Here is a 17,003-nt window from a genome sequence, read left to right as displayed (position 1 = left end):
CAAGCGGCTGCGACAGCCCTTCGATCAGCGCGAAGGGCGGGCAGGCGGCGATATCGTGCGCCGTCTTGCCCGTTGGTCCCTTCAGCGCCTCGATCTCAGCCAGGGAGGAAGCGAGATCGGTTCATTTTCAGTTGTCGGCGATGCGCGCTTTCTTATCCATCACCAGCAGCAGAAACCGCCGTCGACGAGAAGATCGACGCCGGTCACGAAACTTGCCGCATTCGACAGCAGGAACACGGCCGGACCAACCATCTCGTCGACTGTTGCCATGCGCTGCATCGGCGTCTGCTCTTCGAAAAGCTTGGTCTGATGAACCATCTCCGGACGGGTGTTCATCGGCGTTGCCGTATATCCGGGAGAGATGGTGTTGACGCGAATGCCGCGCTCGACCCATTCCATCGCCATCGACTTCGACATATGGATGACGCCCGCCTTGGAGGCGTTGTAATGGGCTTGGTTAAGGCCCCGGTTGACGATGACGCCTGACATGGAGGCGATGTTGACGATGGAGCCGCGTCCATTCTTCAGCATGGCGCGGGCCTCGGCCTGGCAGGACAGGAATATGCCCTTCAGGTTGATATCCATCAACGTCTGGTATTGATCCTCCTCCATATCTTCCGCCGGGTTTGCGTTGGCGATGCCTGCAGCGTTGACGGCCAGGTTCAAGGCGCCGAGCTCCGCTTCGGTTCGTGCGACTGCCTCTGCGAGGGAAGATTTGCTCGTAACGTCAGCCGCGATCTCGATCGAGCGGCGACCGGCGGCGCGAATATGTTCAGCCGTCTTGGCCAGTCCGTCGTCGGTTCGACGGTCAAGCAGCGCCACGTCGGCGCCGCATTGCGCAAGGCCGATGGCAATGCGCTGCCCGATGCCGCTGCCGGCGCCGGTGACGATGGCAACCTGGCCGCTGAGATCGAAAAGCTTCGGGGCGTTCAGAGTGATGTCGGACACCGCTCTTCCTTTCTCTTTATGTTTAGATGGTAGCTAGCTCCATGACCGAAACGTCATTGGCCTGGTCACGATCGAGGATGCCCGCCTGTTTGCCTTGGGCAAGCACGAGAATGCGATTGGAAACTCCGAGAACTTCCTCGAGGTCCGAGCTGACGACGATGACTGCTACGCCCTGTTTGGCAAGGTTGACGATGATGTCGTAGATGCCAGCGCGGGCGCCGACGTCGATGCCTCTCGTTGGTTCGTCGAGCACGACGACCCTGGGATCGCGCAAGAGCCACTTCGCGATCACGACTTTCTGCTGGTTGCCGCCGGAAAGGTCGGAGGCGTATTGCTCGGCGCGGCCCTTGACGCCGAACTTGGCAACCGCCTTTTCGGCGAAGGAGCGCTTGACGCGCGGCGTAATCCAGCCTCCGCCCAGTTTATCCAGATTGGCGTAGATAATGTTCTCGCTGATCCGGTGTCCGACGATCAGACCCTGCGCCTTGCGGTCTTCGGGAACCATCACGATGCCCTTGGCGATCGCGTCAGCCGGATCGCGCAGCCTGAGTTCCTCGCCTTCGAGCTTGATCGAGCCTGCACTGATTGGGTCGGCTCCCGAAATCGCCCGCACCAGCTCGGTGCGGCCGGCGCCGACCAGTCCGGCGATCCCGAGAATTTCGCCGGCCCGCACCTCGAAGGTCACGTCACGGAACGAATTGTCCGGCGAGCTCAGCCCGGACACCTCAAGGACCGGACGGTCCATCGGAACCGGCAGGGTAGGGAACAAGCGGTCGAGCGGGCGTCCGACCATGCTCTCGACAATCGTTCGTACCGGGGTCGCGCTGTCTGAGAATTCCTGCACCCGCTGACCATCGCGAAGAACGACGATCCGGTCGGTTATCTGCTTGATCTCCTCCATGCGGTGGGAAATGTAGACGATGCCGACACCCTCCGACCGGAGTTTGCGAACCTGTTCGAACAGAGCTTCCGTCTCCGCGCCGCCAAGGGCGGCGGTCGGCTCATCGAGGATCAGGAGCTTCGCATCGAGGGCCAGCGCCTTGGCGATCTCGATAAGTTGTTGATTTGCCGTGGAAAGACCGGCGACCATCCGCGTTGCAGGTATGTGAAGGTTCAAGCGCGCGAGCTGGTCCTGGGCCCGGCGAACCATTTGGGCACGGTCGACGACGCCGTTCTTCATCGGCCAGCGTCCGATGAAGACGTTTTCCGCGATCGACAGCTGCGGCAGAAGCTGCAGCTCCTGATGGATCAGGACAACGCCCTTGTCGATCGCTTCTCTCGGGGTGGCCGGGGCATAAGGCTGCCCCAGCCATGTCATTGATCCCTCGGAGGGTGTGCGTGACCCGGCGATGATGCCTGACAGCGTTGACTTGCCCGCTCCGTTTTCACCGAGAAGTGCTACGACTTCGCCCGGATAGACGTCCAAGCTGACATCCTTCAGAACCTGGAGCGGCCCATACCACTTGGATATGCCCCTCAGGGAAAGAACTGGGTCAGTCACGGCACACCTCCTCAAGACATCGACTTCATTAGAGCGCCGTGCGTCCTTTCGGACGTACAAAGGACGCTCTAACACTTTGAATCTACGCATCGTGCTTTCCGAAAATCGTTCCCGATTTTCGGGCCGATGCGCTAGGGATGGTTGGCGATGAAGCCTGCGACGTTTTCCTTGGTTGTCAGCGTGGCATCCAGGAGCTGGACCGGCGGCACTTTTTCACCGGCGACAAGCTTGGCGGCGTTTTCAACCGCGTCGCGGCCCATCTTCTGTGTCTGCTGGGTCGCCGTTACGTTGAAGACACCCTTGCTGAGCGCTTCGAGAGCCGCGGTGTCGCCGTCGAAGCCGCCGACCACGATCTTCTGCGACGGATTGGCGACTTTGATCGCCTGCGCGGCGCCAAGCGCGAGACCGTCGGCCTGTGCGAAGACGATCGAAACATCAGGGTTTGCCTGCAGCATGTTCTGCATGATCTGGAAGCCTTCGTCCTGGCTCCAGATGTTCGAGAACTGCTCGGCGACAACCTTCACATCAGGATAGGCCTTGAGCGATTCAGCGCAGCCCTTCGAGCGATCGACTTCCGGCGTCGTGCCCTTCTGGCCGTGGATGATGACCATCTTTCCCTTGCCGCCGGCTTCCTTCAGGATGTAGTCGCACACCGCCTTGGCAGACGCGACGGAATCCGTTGCAAGGAATGTATCGCCCGGCGCGCCCTCGGCGTTGCGGTCGACGTTGACCACTGGGATACCGGCGTTCTTCGCGAGCTTGACCGGAACAGTCGCCGCTGCCGCACCTGCCGGGATGTAGATCAGCGCGTCGATTTTCTGGGTCAGAAGATCCTGGATCTGGTTGACCTGCGTCGGCCCGTCGCCCTTCGCGTCAACCGTGATGACTTCGATGCCGCGCTTCTTGGCTTCGGCCTCGACCGATTGCTTGATCTGGTTGAAGAAGTTTGCCTGAAGGTTGGCAACGGCCAGGCCGAGCTTCTTCAGTTCCGCCGCGTGCACAGGACCGAGCATGAGACCGAGCAGTGCAGCGGACGCGAACATGGTGCGCGCTATTTTCATTGTATTTCCTCCGTTGTTGATGGAACCCTCGGGTATGTCCTCCCCCTCGGGGTATTGATCCGCCCCAAATTTTCGGGGCGGAATTCCGCGTCCGCCAACGTGGCGGACGATGCGCGTCAGGCGCGACGCCGACGAATGGTCTCTGCACCGACCGCGAGCACGATGACGATGCCGATGATCACCTGCTGCAGGAAGGGCGAGACGTTGAGAAGGTTGAGACCGTTGCGAAGCACACCGATGATCAGGACGCCGATCAGCGTTCCCCCGATGCCGCCCGCGCCGCCGGAGAGCGAAGTCCCGCCGATGACGACCGCGGCGATGGTGTCCAGCTCATAACCCAGGCCGCTGGAGGGCTGGACGGAATCCAGGCGGGCGGCGAGCACGATGCCTGCGAGCCCCGCAAGGACGGCGCTCACGACATAGACGGCTATGGTCACCAGCGGAACGTTGATGCCGGCCAGGCGCGCGACTTCGGGGTTGCCACCCACCGCATAGAGCATGCGGCCTTCAGACCGGAAGTGCAGGAAGAGCCATGCCGCAAGAACGACCGCGAGCATGAGGAAGACCGTGGCAGTCATGACGCCGAAATGACGATCGATCGCCAGCATCATGAACCAGTCGGGGAAGCCGACAATCTGCTGGCCGTCAGTGATCATGTTCGCAACGCCGCGCGCCGCCGACATCATCGCAAGCGTGGCGATGAAGGCTGGAACCCTGAACTGCGTCACCAGAAGCCCGACGATAAGGCCTGAGATAGCCGAAGCGATCAGGGCAAAGGCGATCCCCACGGGCAGCGGCAGACCGGCGACGTTGGCCGTCCAGCCCATGACCATCATCGCCAGGGCGAGTGCCGAGCCGACGGACAGATCGATGCCGCCGATCAGGATGACGAACGTCATTCCAACCGCCATGATGCCGAGGACGGTGATCTGGTCGAGGATATTGAGGCCGTTTCGAACCGAAAGAAACGTGTCTGTGCTGAAGCTCAGAAAGATGCACAGCGCGAGCAATCCCACGAGCGGTCCGGTGGCTCCCTTGAGCTTACCGAGCCAAGCGCCGGACGAAAGCCTTTGTTCATTGATATCGAGCGCCACCATTGCTCCTCCCTATGCCTAGGCTTGTATCCGATATTTGTGCAAGCTGGAATAATTATTCACTGGTGCCGGAAAATTCATTAACAACTTGCTTTTCGACTGTCAACAGGATTTGTTCCGACACTGCGCTGCCAGCTGCTCGTTTAGAGGCTTGACTAATCGGTGTGTTGTGCAAAAATATTGATTAGTGAATATTTATGCATAAAGAGGAATCCATGGATACGACAGAACTTGAGCGCATCGCCCGCGAGATCCGATTGCGCGATCTCCAGGCGGTCTTTGAAGCGGGTGCCGGTCATATCGGCGGGGAGATGTCGGTCATCGACATTTTGACGGCGCTCTATTTTCGTGTGCTGAATGTCTGGCCGGATCAGCCGAGACATCCCGACCGCGACAGGTTCGTTCTTTCAAAGGGACATACGGCATGCGCTCTGTATGTGACGCTCGCAAAACGCGGCTTCATCCCGGAGGAGGAGATTTCCACCTTTTTGCAGCCGCATTCGAGGCTGAATGGGCATCCGAATTGCAATAAGGTTCCCGGCGTCGAAACGAATACCGGGCCGCTCGGTCACGGCCTTCCGGTTGCAGTCGGAATGGCGAAAGCCGCCAAACTCTCGGGCGCTGGATATCACACCTACGTCGTCACCGGCGACGGTGAGATGCAGGAAGGGTCCAACTGGGAAGCGATCATGGCGGCAGCCCAGTTTAAGCTCGATAACTTGACCTTGGTCATCGATCACAACCGGTTTCAGCAGGGCGCGGCGCTTGCCGAAACCAATGATCTCGCTCCGCTTCGTCCGAAACTTGAGGCCTTCGATTGGGAGGTCACCGAGATCGACGGGAACAATATGAGCGAAATCGTTCCGGCTCTCGAACACCGGGGGTCGAGACCGCATTGCATCGTCGCCCATACCAACAAGGGCCATGGAATCTCCTTCATGCAGGACCGGGTCGACTGGCACCACAAGGTCCCGAGCAAGGAACAATACGAAATCGCATTGGCAGAATTGTCGGAGGCCCTGTAATGAACGCGCCCATAAACCCACCCAAGCTTTACGATTGCCGCGATGCATTCGCCTCTACGCTCGAGCGGCTGGCAGCTGAAAACGAAACGATCGTTGCCGTCTGCAACGACTCCGTCGGTTCCTCCAAGCTCGGCGGCTTCAAGTCGAGGTTTCCGGAACGCCTCGTCAACGTCGGCATCGCAGAGCAGAACATGGTCGGCGTTGGAGCGGGCCTTGCCAACGGCGGACGGCTTCCGTTCGTGTGCGGCGCTGCTCCGTTTCTCACCGGGCGTTCGCTGGAGCAGATCAAGGCCGATATTTCCTACTCGAATGCCAACGTCAAGCTGATCGGCATTTCTTCCGGAATGGCATATGGCGAACTCGGTCCGACACATCACTCGATCGAAGACTTCGCCTGGACGCGGGTCCTGCCCAACCTTCCGGTCATTGCACCTTGTGACCGCATCGAAACCGCTGCCGCCGTTGCGTGGGCGGCGACCTACAGCGGCCCCTGTTTCCTGCGTCTGTCACGGGTCGGTGTGCCCGACCTTCTTCCTGAGGGGCATAGGTTCGAACTCGGCAAGGCGAATCTCCTTCGCCAGGGTTCCGACGTCACCCTGATCGCCAACGGCACCTTGACTCATCGCATTGTGAAGGCTGCCGAGATTCTTGCAGACCGCGGCATCGATGCCAGGGTTCTCAACCTCGCAACGGTTCGTCCAATCGACGAGGAGGCGATCATCGCCGCGGCTAGGGAAACCGGGGCGATCGTCACGGCCGAAGAGCATTCGATCTTTGGCGGGCTCGGTTCCGCGGTGGCCGAAGTGGTGGTCGATCATGCTCCAGTTCCGATGAAACGTCTCGGCGTTCCCGGGGTCTATGCCCCGACCGGTTCGGCAGAGTTCCTGCTCGACGAATACGGGATGGCACCGTCGGCAATCGCCGACGCCGCACAGTCGCTGATCAAGCGTAAGTAAACTGGGATGCGTGACCGGCCGGGAGGTTTTTGTCGCCCGGCCGCCACCAGATCCGGGAGGATAGAATGCGGGCAATTCTGGCAATCGACCAGGGCACGACCAATTCAAAAGCAGTTCTCGTTTCCGAAAAGGGAGACATCATCGGCAGAGGTTCGTCTCCTGTCGGCATCTCCTATCCGAGGGAGGGCTGGGTCGAACAAGATCCACGCCGGCTCTACGCTTCGGTCTGCGAAGCAATCGAAGCCTGCTTGAAGGCCGCCCCTGACGCGACTATCGAGGCCATTGCCATTTCCAACCAGCGCGAGTCCGTCACCGCCTGGGACGCCGAAACGGGAGACGCGCTCGGACCGGTGGTCAGCTGGCAGTGCCGTCGAACGGCACGGGATTGCGAACGTCTGATTGCAGAAGGCCGCCTCGATCGTGTGCAGGCGCTGACCGGCCTGCCATTGGATCCGATGTTCCCGGGTTCGAAATTCCGATGGCTGATCGACCGTATTCCGGCCGGGCGATCGGTGCGGATGGGAACGATCGACAGTTGGCTCGTCCACTGCCTGACGGGCGGGCGCCGGCATGTCTGCGATGCATCCAATGCCGCCAGGAGCCAGTTGTTCGATCTCCGGGAACAGAGATGGAGCGAGGAACTTGGCGAGATCTTCGGCGTCGACACCGCGCTCCTGCCCGAGGCGCTCGACAGCTCAGCCGATTTCGGCAGAACGCAAGGATTGCCAGGGGTGCCGGATGGCACGCCTATCATGGCCGCGATCGGGGACAGCCACGCGGCTCTGTTCGGTCACGGCGCATTCAAGCCGGGCGATGGCAAGGTGACCTTCGGAACCGGCTCTTCGGTGATGACGACGCTGCCGCAATTCATTGCCCCGAGCAACGGCATCACAACCACCGTCGCATGGCGCATCGCGGGAAAGCCGACTTTCGCTTTCGAGGGCAATATCCTCGTTTGCGCCGCCAGTCTTCCCTGGATGGCTGATATTCTCGGCCTAGCGGATGTGGCGGCCCTTGTCGAACTTGCGGCGAGCGCCGAGCCGGGTGGACCCGGTTTCGTGCCGGCGTTCGTGGGGCTCGGTGCGCCTTACTGGAATTCCGACGCCCGTGCCCTGTTCTCCCAGATCAATTTCAAGACGACCCGCGCACAAATGGCGCGGTCGGTTACCAATTCCATCGCCTTCCAGGTGCATGATGTGATCGCCGCCATGCGGGCACAGAGCGGCGGCGCGCTCGGCGCGCTTTATGTGGATGGGGGACCCAGCCAAAACCGCTTCCTGATGCAATGCGTCTCAAACCTCATCGGCCATCCCGTGATCCAATGCGAAGCCCCCGAGGCATCGGCTCTGGGCGCTGCCTATCTGGCGGGGCTGTCACTCGGCTTGTGGAGCGATCTCCATATTGTCTCGGAGCTGCCGCGGAACACCCAAACAATTGAGCCGCAACCCGTGGATCGAGCAGCACTTCTCGAGACCTGGAATGATGCGCTTGCCCGCTCGACGTTCCGCGAAACACAGGCTAAAGGTGAATAAAAATTCACTCTGGGATCAGCGATGACTCGCCTCAACGAACTCCGCCTCATTTCAAGAGTCGCCCAGATGTACCATATCGAGGGACGGCGGCAGGCGGAGATCGCACAACACCTTCGCCTGTCGCAGGCGACGGTGTCGCGCATGCTCAAACGTGCCGAGGCTGAAGATATCGTGCGAACGAGCGTGATCCCTCCCGTCGGCACCTACAGCGAACTCGAGAGCGCGCTTCGCGAAAAATACGATCTGCCAGAGGCGATCGTCGTCGAATGCACGGAAGATCGGGACGGCGCCATCATGGCCCGTATCGGAGAGGCGGCGGCGCATCTCCTGGAGGTGACGCTTGCGCCGGGGGAAATCATCGGCGTTTCGAGTTGGAGCCAGACCATCTTCAAGATGGTCGAGAACATTCATCCGCAGAAGAGCGCTCAGGCGAAGTACGTCGTCCAGACCCTGGGAGGCATGGGCGATCCTTCCGTGCAGACGCATGCGACGCAGCTGACCACGCGGCTTGCGCGGCTGACCGGCGCCGAGCCGAAACTGCTCCCCGTGCAGGGCGTGACGACATCAAGAGAGGCAAAACTTCTGATGCAGGCCGACCCGTTCGTCCGCGAGACGATGGACCTGTTCGGCAGCATCACGCTTGCGATCGTCGGAATCGGGGCCGTCGAACCGTCCGAGCTTCTCGCACGGTCCGGCAATATCTTTTCGTCTCGCGAACTGTCCGATCTCGCGGAAGCAGGCGCCGTCGGCGACATCTCGCTGCGCTTCTTCGATAGGAACGGCAAGCCGGTCAAAACACCGCTGGACGACCGGGTCATCGGGCTTCCACTCGAGGACCTCGAACGGGTGGACCGGGTCATCGCCCTTGCCGGCGGGTCCAAGAAGACTGACGCTATCGCAGGCGCGCTCCGCGTTGGCGTCATCGACATGCTCGTTACGGACAAGTTTACCGCGCAGCGATTGATCGACTGAAGAGGGCAGGTGGAGCGCCCGCCTCGTCCTTCGAAGCTTCGCCCTATGGGCTACGCGCCTCAGGATGAGGCTCTCTTGGGTGTTGGCGCCTCAGAATAGGCTCTCTCGCGTCAATGCGCTGTCCCGTCCACGATCACATGGTCGTGGTCCATCGAGCACTTCTCTACCCGGGCTTCGACCCTGTAGATCTCCCGCAGCATCTGCGCTGTGACAACGTCCCTCGGGGCGCCGCAAGCGTGCATGCGGCCGTTGGCGATGACCAGGACCTTGTCGGCGAAGCGGAGCGCCTGGTTGAGGTCGTGGATGGCGATGAGCACGAGCATGCCTTTGGCGCGGGCCCGGCGGCGCATGAAGTCGAGGACCTCGACCTGGCGGTGGAGGTCGAGCGCGCTGGTCGGCTCGTCCATCAGCATGATCTCCGGTTCGCGGACGAGCGCCTGGGCGATCGAGACCAGCTGGCGCTGGCCGCCGGAGAGCGCCCCGAGATCGCGGAAGGCCAGTGCGGTGATATCGAGAGCTGCCATGATCTCGTCGATGAAGCGCAGGTCGCCGTCGCCGACGGCCCAGGACTGGCCTTGTTTGCGGGCGAGCAGGATGGACTCGTACACGGTCAGCACCGCATTGGCCGAGGTATCCTGCGGCATGTAGCTGATGGCGCTTTTTGCCTTCGAGCCTTCGACGACGACATCGCCCGGACCCTTGAGCAGGCCGGTGATGCGCTTGAAAAGCGTCGACTTGCCGGCAGCGTTCGGGCCGATGACCGCGACGATCTCGCCCGATTTCATCACCGGCGTCGTCACGTTCTCGACGAAGAGCTTGCGGCCGTGATAGGCGCCGACCGACTGTAACTGAAGGGCTACCATGACCGGCTCCTGTTCGAGAGGATGAGCGAGAAGAAGGACACGCCGACCAGCGCGGAGATGATGCCGATCGGAAAGACGACGCCGGGGATGATCGACTTCGAGACGATCGAGGTCAGCGACAACAGCAGCGCGCCCGAGATGATAGAGCCCGGCAGGAAGAAGCGCTGATCCTCGCCGAGGGATCATCCTGGCGATATGCGGGCCGACCAGGCCGACGAAACCGATGGTGCCGACGAAGCTGACGGGGACTGCGGCAAGCAGTGAGACGACAAGCATGGTTTCCAGCCGGATGCGGCGGACATTGACGCCGAAGCTTGGAGCGGTTTGCGATTTGTGCGCGCAAGCCTGGGTGAGGGAGGTTGTGCTGACGTCCGTGCGCCAGGCGACGTCCTCTCGCCGACCTCATCCTGAGGTGCCCGGTAGGGGCTTCGAAGGACGAGGGCGGCCACTGCTGACGCCACGCTCTACGGCAGAAAATCTGGCGCAGGCGTCAACCTACTCTCCCTCATTCCTGTGCTTGTCACAGGAATCCAGTGCGCCCAAGTCCTTGGGCGCGAGAGACTTCTTCAACCGTCGTATTGCCTCATTCACCGCGCGGACGCGCGGTGGCTGGATTCCTGCGACGAGAACAGGAATGAGGGTGGGCGGTGTGGGCGTTCCCGCCGGTTTATCACCCACCGGTGACACTCATATGCCGCGCCACTGCCGGCCTGTTATGCGTGCGGTCGATGATGAAGTCGTGGCCCTTCGGTTTGCGGGTGATGGCCTCGTCGATGGCGGCGTGGAGGAGGGCGTCGTCTTCGGTGGCGCGCAGTGCGGCGCGCAGATCGGCGGCGTCGTTCTGACCCAGGCACATATAGAGCGTGCCGGTGCAGGTCAGGCGCACGCGGTTGCAGCTCTCGCAGAAATTATGGGTCATCGGCGTGATAAAGCCGAGGCGGCCGCCAGTCTCTGTGACCCTGACGTAACGGGCAGGGCCGCCGGTCTGGTAGTCGATATCGGTCAGCGTGAACTGTTTCTCCAGATCGGCGCGGAGCTCGGAAAGCGGCAGGTACTGGTCGGTGCGGTCCTCGTCGATCTCGCCCATCGGCATGGTTTCAATGACCGTCAGATCCATACCGCGGCCATGGGCGAAGCGCAGGAGATTGGGCATCTCGGTATCGTTGAAATCCTTCAGCGCCACGGCGTTGAGCTTGATCTTCAGCCCGGCCTTTTGAGCGGCATCGATACCTTCCATGACCTTGGCGAAATCGCCCCAGCGGGTGATCTTGCGGAACTTGTCGGGATCGAGTGTATCGAGCGAGACGTTGATGCGGCGTACGCCGCACTCATAAAGCTCCTCGGCATGGCGCGACAGCTGTGAGCCGTTGGTCGTCAGCGTCAGTTCGTCGAGGCCGGAGCCGATCCGCTGGCCGAGTTGACGGACCAGATACATGATGTTCTTGCGCACCAGCGGCTCGCCGCCGGTCAGCCGGATCTTCCTCACGCCCTTGGCGATGAAGGCGGAACAGAGCCGGTCGAGCTCTTCCAGCGTCAACAGGTCCTTCTTCGGCAGGAAGGTCATGTTCTCGGCCATGCAATAGGTGCAGCGGAAATCGCAGCGGTCGGTGACGGAGACGCGGAGATAGGTGACCGCCCGGCCGAAAGGGTCGATCATCGGATGTGCATCCGCCGCCAGCGGCGATGCGTTGCCTATCGTTCCTATTCTCGTATTCACCAATTCCTCCGCGCGCGGATCTGAAACGCGCCAGACCGAATGCCTGTTTTCAAGCGATATCTTTCTATTTGTGCATATGTGATTGCGCCGTCAAGGGAAACGGATTTCGCACACGCTAATTTGCGCTTGCCTCCAAAAAGGTGAACGCCTACTTCTCCAGGGGAAAGAGGGTGATAGAGATGAGCGATACCTGGCCGAGCGAACTTCGTGTTTCGAAAGACCGGCAGAGGCTGGCGATAACCTTCGACGACGGCCGGAGCTTCGACCTGTCGGCCGAACTCCTGCGCGTGCTGTCGCCGTCGGCCGAGGTGCAGGGCCACGGGCCGGGGCAGAAGGTGACGGTGTCGGGCAAGCGCAACGTGGCAATCATCTCGATGACGCCGACCGGCAATTACGCCGTCAGGATCGGATTCGACGACATGCACGATACCGGCATCTACACCTGGACCTATCTGCGGGAGCTCGGCGAACGGGGGGCGGAGCTGTTTTCGGCCTATGAGGACGAGCTCAGGGAAAAGGGTATGAACCGCGACACGGCGGAAAAGCCGCGCTGAACTGAAAATAACCAGCCGTCGGGGGACTTATGGCGAAAGCGAATAGCAAGAACTGGCTGCGCGCCAAAGGCAGCGCCGCCGGCAGCAAGGTGACCTTCCTCGAGCTCTTCTTCGACCTGGTCTTCGTCTTTTCGATCTCGCAGCTTTCGCATGCGCTTGCCGCCCATTACACGCCGCTCGGTGCGGCCGAAGCGGCGCTGATGACCTTTGCCGTCTGGTGGGTGTGGATCTTCACCGCCTGGGTGACGAACTGGCTCGATCCCGACAAGATGCCGGTGCGCGGCATGCTGGTGACGCTGATGATGCTCGGGCTGATGCTGTCAGCCTCCATTCCCGAGGCTTTCGGCGACAAGGGGCTGCTTTTTGGCGGCGCCTATGTCGCGATGCAGGTCGGCCGCTCGCTATTTACGACCTATGCGATGACGCGCGTCGACCGCGCCAACACGCTGAATTTCATCCGCATCACCACCTGGCTCGCGGTGGCCGGCGTCTTCTGGATCGCCGGCGGGCTGCTCGAGCATGAAGCCCGGCTGATCGCCTGGGTGATCGCGCTTGCGATCGAATATATCGGTCCGGCTGCGGGTTTTGCCGTGCCCGGGCTCGGCCGCTCGAGGCCTAGCGACTGGGACGTGTCTGGCGCCCATATGGCCGAGCGCTGCGCGCTCTTCGTCATCATCTGCCTCGGCGAGGCGATCCTCGTGTCCGGCCGCACTTTTTCGGAGCTGCCGGTTTCGGGGCTGACCGGCATTGTGTTCGTCACCGGCTTCGTCGGCACGGTTGCCATGTGGTGGCTTTATTTCCGCTTCGGCCACGGCCGTGCCGCCCATCGCATCGAACATGAAGAGACGCCGGGAGCTTTGGCGCGGCTGGCCTTCACCTATGGGCACATACCGATCCTTGCCGGCATCATCGTGCATGCGGTGGCCGTCGAGTTCATGTTCTCGCATCCGCATGAGACGGGCGATCTTGGCATCGCCGCGGCGGTGCTTGGCGGCTCCGGCCTGTTCCTGATCGGCAATCTATGGTTCAAGGGCGCGACCAGCAGGCAGCTGCCGCTGTCGCATCTCGCCGGCCTCGTCTTCCTGATCCTGCTTACCTTCGCAGCACCCTTCCTCGAGATCTATCTTCTGGGCATCCTGGCGACGCTGGTGCTGATCATCGTCGCGGCCTGGGAATACCGCTCGCTGACCGGCACATCGGCGGCGCCGACGCTGCATTGAGATCAATCGTCGTCGTCACGTAGATCCTTGAGCAGCCTGGCGATGATGCGCTCCATTGAATCGGCGGTCGCCATGCATTGCTCGATCGGCTCGTCGGAGAGCGTGCGTTCGATGAGATCGGTCTGAATCGCCATCGCCGCCTCGGTCAACCGGCGGCCTTCCCCAGTGAGATAAAGGCGCAGCACGCGCTTGTCGCGCGTATCGCCGCGCCGCTCGATCAGCCCACGCTTTTCCATCTGCGGCAGCAGCATGCTCATATTGGAGCGGCCAACCAAGAGCTTGCGCGCCAGCTGCTGCTGCGAGATGCCTTCGAAACGGTAGAGATTGACCAGAATGTCGAGGTGCGGCGGCTTGATGTCGAGATCGGCCAGCGAGCGGGTCAGCGACTGCTGCATCAGCTGGCAGGCGCGCGCCACCGCGATCCAGCTGCGAAAACGCGGATGATCCCAGGGAAGGGATTGATTTTTGTTCATCGTTGTACTTTATTGTTCAGTGTTGAACGTATTTGGATTCCCACTATGGCAAATTTCGCGCTCAAGGTCATCCGCCTGGGATTTTCGGTTCTGCAAGCGGTTTCTCCCCAGCTGGCGGGCAGGGCGGCGTTTCTGCTGTTCTGCCGCACGCCATCACAGCGTCCGAAGGGCGGCAAGGCGAAGACGGCGCATGCGGCTGGTGCGGCACGGCTTGCAGGCGCCGAGCGTTTCGTCCTCAAGCTTTCCAGCGGCGCCAAAGCCCATGCCTACCGGCTGAACGGCGGGGCGCTGGGAAAGCGCAAGCGCTATCTCGTCACGCATGGCTGGGGTTCCAGTGCGGTCTATATGGCCGATCTCGTTTCGATGTTGGCGGCAACGGGTGCCGAGGTTGTGGCGCTCGACTTTCCCGGTCACGGTCGTGCGCACGGACGCTTCCTGCATATGGGGCTTGCTGTCGAGGCGATCGCGGTGGCAGGGGAGCGGTTCGGCGCATTCGATGCGGCGATCGGCCATTCCTTCGGCGGTGCAGCGCTGATGGTCTCGGCCGCCGCCCTCCTGCCAGAGGCGGCATCCGTCACTGGCGAGCGACTGGTGCTGATCGGCGCGCCCAGCGAGATGGCCTGGCTCTTCACCGATTTCGGCAGGCTGATCGGCCTGGGCGCTGCTGCGCAGGCGGCGCTGGAGAATGAGGTTCATCGTGTCACCGGGCGGCGACTCGAGGATTTCGACGCCGGCAATACGGCAGGTACGATCTCGAGTTCGGTGCTCGTGGTTCATGCGGAGGACGACAAGGAAGTGTCGTCGGCGCATGCCAGGCGTTATGGTGCGGCAGGCAAGCGTGTACGGCTGTTCTGGGCGAACGGCTTCGGGCATCGGCGCATCGTCGGCGCGGCTCCAGTCCTTGGAGCAGTCGCCGCTTTCCTCGAAGAGGAGGCGCATGAGGTGCTCGAATGCATCAAAAAAGATGCGGAGATCATTCCGATTTTTGAGCTTCCGGCGCGGCGCGCGGCATTGTAGCGTCCGGCGCGAAGATCAAGCCGCGGCGGACGCCCCATGAAAATCATCAGCAGCATCGAAGAGCTCAATACGATCTATGGCGCAGACCTATCGCAGGCCTCGGTCGACAAGGTGACGAAGCGACTGACGCCGCTTTACCGTCAGATGATCGAGATCTCGCCTTTTGCCGCGCTTGCGACCGTCGGGCCGGAGGGGCTTGACTGTTCGCCGCGCGGCGATCTCGGCGGCGTGGTGCGTGTCGTCGACGACGAGACGCTGCATCTGCCGGACTGGCGCGGCAACAACCGCGTCGATTCGCTTTCCAACATCGTGCGTGATCCCAGGCTTGCGCTGATGTTCCTGATCCCCGGCTCGAACACAACGATGCGAATCAATGGTCGCGGCGTCGTCTCCAACGACGAGACGTTGCTACGGGGCTTTGAGATGGACGGCAAACATCCGCGCACGGTCGTCGTCATCTCGATCGACGAGGTCTATTTCCAGTGCGCGCGCGCCGTGATGCGGGCCGAACTGTGGAACGTCGAACAGTTCACCGATCCCGCCGGCCTGCCGACGCCGGGACAGATGCTGAAGGCGGCCGTCGGCGATTTCGACCAGGAAACCTACGACCGGGAATGGCCCGGTCGCGCGGCGAAGACGATGTGGTGAAGGCCGTCAGGCTTTGTAGATCAGCCAGCTCTTGCTGAAGTCCTTCTGCATCCCGTCCTGATAGAGGACGATGCAGTTGCGCCCGGCATTCTTGGCGCCGTAAAGGGCGATGTCGGTCTTGCTGTAAAGCTCGCCGGCATCCTCGGCATTCGAGGCCATGCAGATGCCGATCGAGGCGGTAATCGGGCCGTAGTTCACCCGGGTGCGGGAGTTTTTGAAAGGGGTGGTTTCCAGCGTGCGGCGGATGCGTTCGGCGATCGCCGTCACTTCCTCGACTGTGTTGCCCTCGATGATCAGCGCGAATTCCTCACCGCCGGCACGGGCGACGAAGACGTCGCGCCGGACGTTGCTGCGGATCACGGAGGCGACGGTGGCGAGGATCTTGTCGCCGACGGGATGGCCGTAGGTGTCGTTGATTTTCTTGAAATTGTCGATGTCGGCGAGCAGCAGGGCCGTCACCGGCCGCATGCCTGGATTGTTGAAAACGGCAGCAAGGCGGTCGTCGAAGGCGCGGCGGTTGGAAAGGCGCGTCAGCGAGTCGGTGTTGGCGATGCGCTTATATTCGTCGAGTTCCTTGCGAACTTGATCCATCTCCTGAGAGCGCTGGACGACGTCCTCGACGGTGCGTTCGCCATGCGCCATGGTATCGCCAGTCGCCTGGCTTAAAAGTTCAATTGCGTTTTCGATCAGTTCGACGCTGGCATTGCTCTTGGAGGTGATGCGCTTGTGGGTCTCGCCGAGCAGTCTGGTATAGCTTTCGAGCGAGCTCTGCTCCTGCCTCAGGATTCGCAGCAAGCCGTCGAGTTCGCCCGATATGCGGGTATGGGCGTCGTCGAAGACCCGGGCGGGGCTACTGTTGAAATATTGCGCGCCGAGCGCGTCGAGTTCGGCCTGTGTCGCATGGGCGCCGAGGGCGGCAAGTTCTCGGGTAAGGGCAGGATTGGAGCCGATATAGGCCTCGTAGAAGAGTTCGTAGTTGCGGGGTATCGGGGCAACGCCCATCGAGCGCATGGCATAGGTGATCTGACCCGCGACATCGGGAACCTGCACCTTGGGCGCGACAGCCGTATTCATCCGGCGATACTCCTCATATATTCAAAGGCAATATTTTAGTTGTTAGCTTAAATTTCTTGGGAAAAGATTAAAGCGACATATACCAAAGATTACATATGACAAGTTCCCGGTGGGGCAATACTTCCGGCAGGCCTATGATTTTTCATCAAAAAAGCTATTTTTAGCGAGACAATGCATACTCGCTGTGCGGGAATGGTGTCTGAAAAACTTACAGTTCTTCTTGTGTCAGGGATCGTATTCATCTTGTCGACAGTTGGTTTTGGGCGCCGGCTATTTCAGAACGAGTATTTTGTAATGATACTTCCTGACGGCCGACCCGGTCGCAGTCTGCAAATTCAGGCGTAAGAT

The 17,003-nt window shown here is 61.2% G+C and carries 16 protein-coding genes and 1 pseudogene; 8 read left to right on the top strand and 9 right to left on the bottom strand.

What is annotated here, in order from left to right; all coding sequences use genetic code 11:
• Positions 1–159: 159 nt before the first annotated feature.
• The 4 genes from K6M89_RS14695 to K6M89_RS14680 form a co-directional block, all read right to left on the bottom strand.
• Positions 160–948 (bottom strand): SDR family oxidoreductase, encoded by a 789-nt coding sequence (locus K6M89_RS14695; protein ID WP_222139926.1) that lies wholly within the window; start codon positions 946–948, stop codon positions 160–162.
• Between the two features lie 22 nt (positions 949–970).
• Complete coding sequence (locus tag K6M89_RS14690; protein WP_222139925.1) at positions 971–2,449, bottom strand: sugar ABC transporter ATP-binding protein; 1,479 nt, start codon at positions 2,447–2,449, stop codon at positions 971–973.
• 131 nt (positions 2,450–2,580) lie between these two features.
• On the bottom strand, positions 2,581–3,510 hold the full coding sequence (locus K6M89_RS14685; protein ID WP_097579810.1) for a sugar ABC transporter substrate-binding protein: 930 nt from the start codon (positions 3,508–3,510) through the stop codon (positions 2,581–2,583).
• Positions 3,511–3,626: 116 nt separating this feature from the next.
• Entirely contained in the window at positions 3,627–4,607 is a 981-nt protein-coding gene (locus tag K6M89_RS14680; protein WP_064685358.1) for an ABC transporter permease, read from the bottom strand.
• A 212-nt stretch (positions 4,608–4,819) separates the two neighbouring features.
• Here K6M89_RS14680 and K6M89_RS14675 point away from each other — a divergent pair, with 212 nt between their 5' ends.
• From K6M89_RS14675 to K6M89_RS14660, 4 genes are all read left to right on the top strand, one after another.
• Complete coding sequence (locus K6M89_RS14675; protein ID WP_222139924.1) at positions 4,820–5,629, top strand: transketolase; 810 nt, start codon at positions 4,820–4,822, stop codon at positions 5,627–5,629.
• A complete protein-coding gene (locus K6M89_RS14670; protein ID WP_222139923.1) occupies positions 5,629–6,585 on the top strand; it encodes a transketolase family protein in 957 nt (318 codons plus the stop codon). The genes K6M89_RS14675 and K6M89_RS14670 overlap by 1 nt, the downstream gene beginning before the upstream one ends.
• Before the next feature lie 65 nt (positions 6,586–6,650).
• Positions 6,651–8,117: an FGGY family carbohydrate kinase gene (locus tag K6M89_RS14665; protein WP_222139922.1), complete on the top strand. Its 1,467-nt coding sequence runs from the start codon at positions 6,651–6,653 to the stop codon at positions 8,115–8,117.
• Positions 8,118–8,138: 21 nt separating this feature from the next.
• A complete protein-coding gene (locus tag K6M89_RS14660) occupies positions 8,139–9,089 on the top strand; it encodes a sugar-binding transcriptional regulator (protein ID WP_097579814.1) in 951 nt (316 codons plus the stop codon).
• Between the two features lie 110 nt (positions 9,090–9,199).
• On the opposite strand, the gene K6M89_RS14655 is transcribed toward K6M89_RS14660, so the two are convergent.
• The 3 genes and pseudogenes from K6M89_RS14655 to moaA form a co-directional block, all read right to left on the bottom strand.
• On the bottom strand, positions 9,200–9,952 hold the full coding sequence (locus K6M89_RS14655; protein WP_222139921.1) for an ABC transporter ATP-binding protein: 753 nt from the start codon (positions 9,950–9,952) through the stop codon (positions 9,200–9,202).
• A pseudogene (locus K6M89_RS14650) lies at positions 9,946–10,273 on the bottom strand (iron chelate uptake ABC transporter family permease subunit); the annotation flags it as partial. The pseudogene K6M89_RS14650 and the gene K6M89_RS14655, both read right to left, overlap by 7 nt.
• 349 nt (positions 10,274–10,622) lie before the next feature.
• Complete coding sequence (gene moaA, locus K6M89_RS14645) at positions 10,623–11,669, bottom strand: GTP 3',8-cyclase MoaA (RefSeq protein WP_222139920.1); 1,047 nt, start codon at positions 11,667–11,669, stop codon at positions 10,623–10,625.
• A 179-nt stretch (positions 11,670–11,848) separates the two neighbouring features.
• Between moaA and K6M89_RS14640 the strand changes: the two genes are divergently transcribed.
• Positions 11,849–12,223: a gamma-butyrobetaine hydroxylase family protein gene (locus K6M89_RS14640; protein ID WP_222139919.1), complete on the top strand. Its 375-nt coding sequence runs from the start codon at positions 11,849–11,851 to the stop codon at positions 12,221–12,223.
• 29 nt (positions 12,224–12,252) lie between these two features.
• A complete protein-coding gene (locus K6M89_RS14635; RefSeq protein ID WP_222139918.1) occupies positions 12,253–13,443 on the top strand; it encodes a low temperature requirement protein A in 1,191 nt (396 codons plus the stop codon).
• Positions 13,444–13,445: 2 nt separating this feature from the next.
• On the opposite strand, the gene K6M89_RS14630 is transcribed toward K6M89_RS14635, so the two are convergent.
• Positions 13,446–13,916 carry a MarR family winged helix-turn-helix transcriptional regulator gene (locus K6M89_RS14630; protein WP_222139917.1) on the bottom strand — a complete coding sequence of 157 codons (471 nt, stop codon included), beginning with the start codon at positions 13,914–13,916 and terminating at the stop codon, positions 13,446–13,448.
• Between the two features lie 45 nt (positions 13,917–13,961).
• On the opposite strand from K6M89_RS14630, the gene K6M89_RS14625 reads away from it, so the two are divergent.
• Together K6M89_RS14625 and K6M89_RS14620 are read left to right on the top strand one after the other, a co-directional pair.
• On the top strand, positions 13,962–14,933 hold the full coding sequence (locus tag K6M89_RS14625) for an alpha/beta hydrolase (RefSeq protein ID WP_222139916.1): 972 nt from the start codon (positions 13,962–13,964) through the stop codon (positions 14,931–14,933).
• 36 nt (positions 14,934–14,969) lie between these two features.
• Positions 14,970–15,581, top strand: coding sequence for a pyridoxamine 5'-phosphate oxidase family protein (locus K6M89_RS14620; RefSeq protein WP_222139915.1), 612 nt, complete (start codon positions 14,970–14,972; stop codon positions 15,579–15,581).
• A gap of 6 nt (positions 15,582–15,587) precedes the next feature.
• Here the strand turns inward: K6M89_RS14620 and K6M89_RS14615 are convergent, their stop codons facing one another.
• A complete protein-coding gene (locus K6M89_RS14615; protein WP_097579822.1) occupies positions 15,588–16,655 on the bottom strand; it encodes a GGDEF domain-containing protein in 1,068 nt (355 codons plus the stop codon).
• Between the last annotated feature and the right edge of the window lie 348 nt (positions 16,656–17,003).

It is taken from the genome of Rhizobium croatiense (assembly GCF_019793465.1).
In the GTDB taxonomy this organism is placed as follows: domain Bacteria; phylum Pseudomonadota; class Alphaproteobacteria; order Rhizobiales; family Rhizobiaceae; genus Rhizobium; species Rhizobium croatiense.
This window is presented reverse-complemented; position numbering and strand designations above follow the sequence as displayed.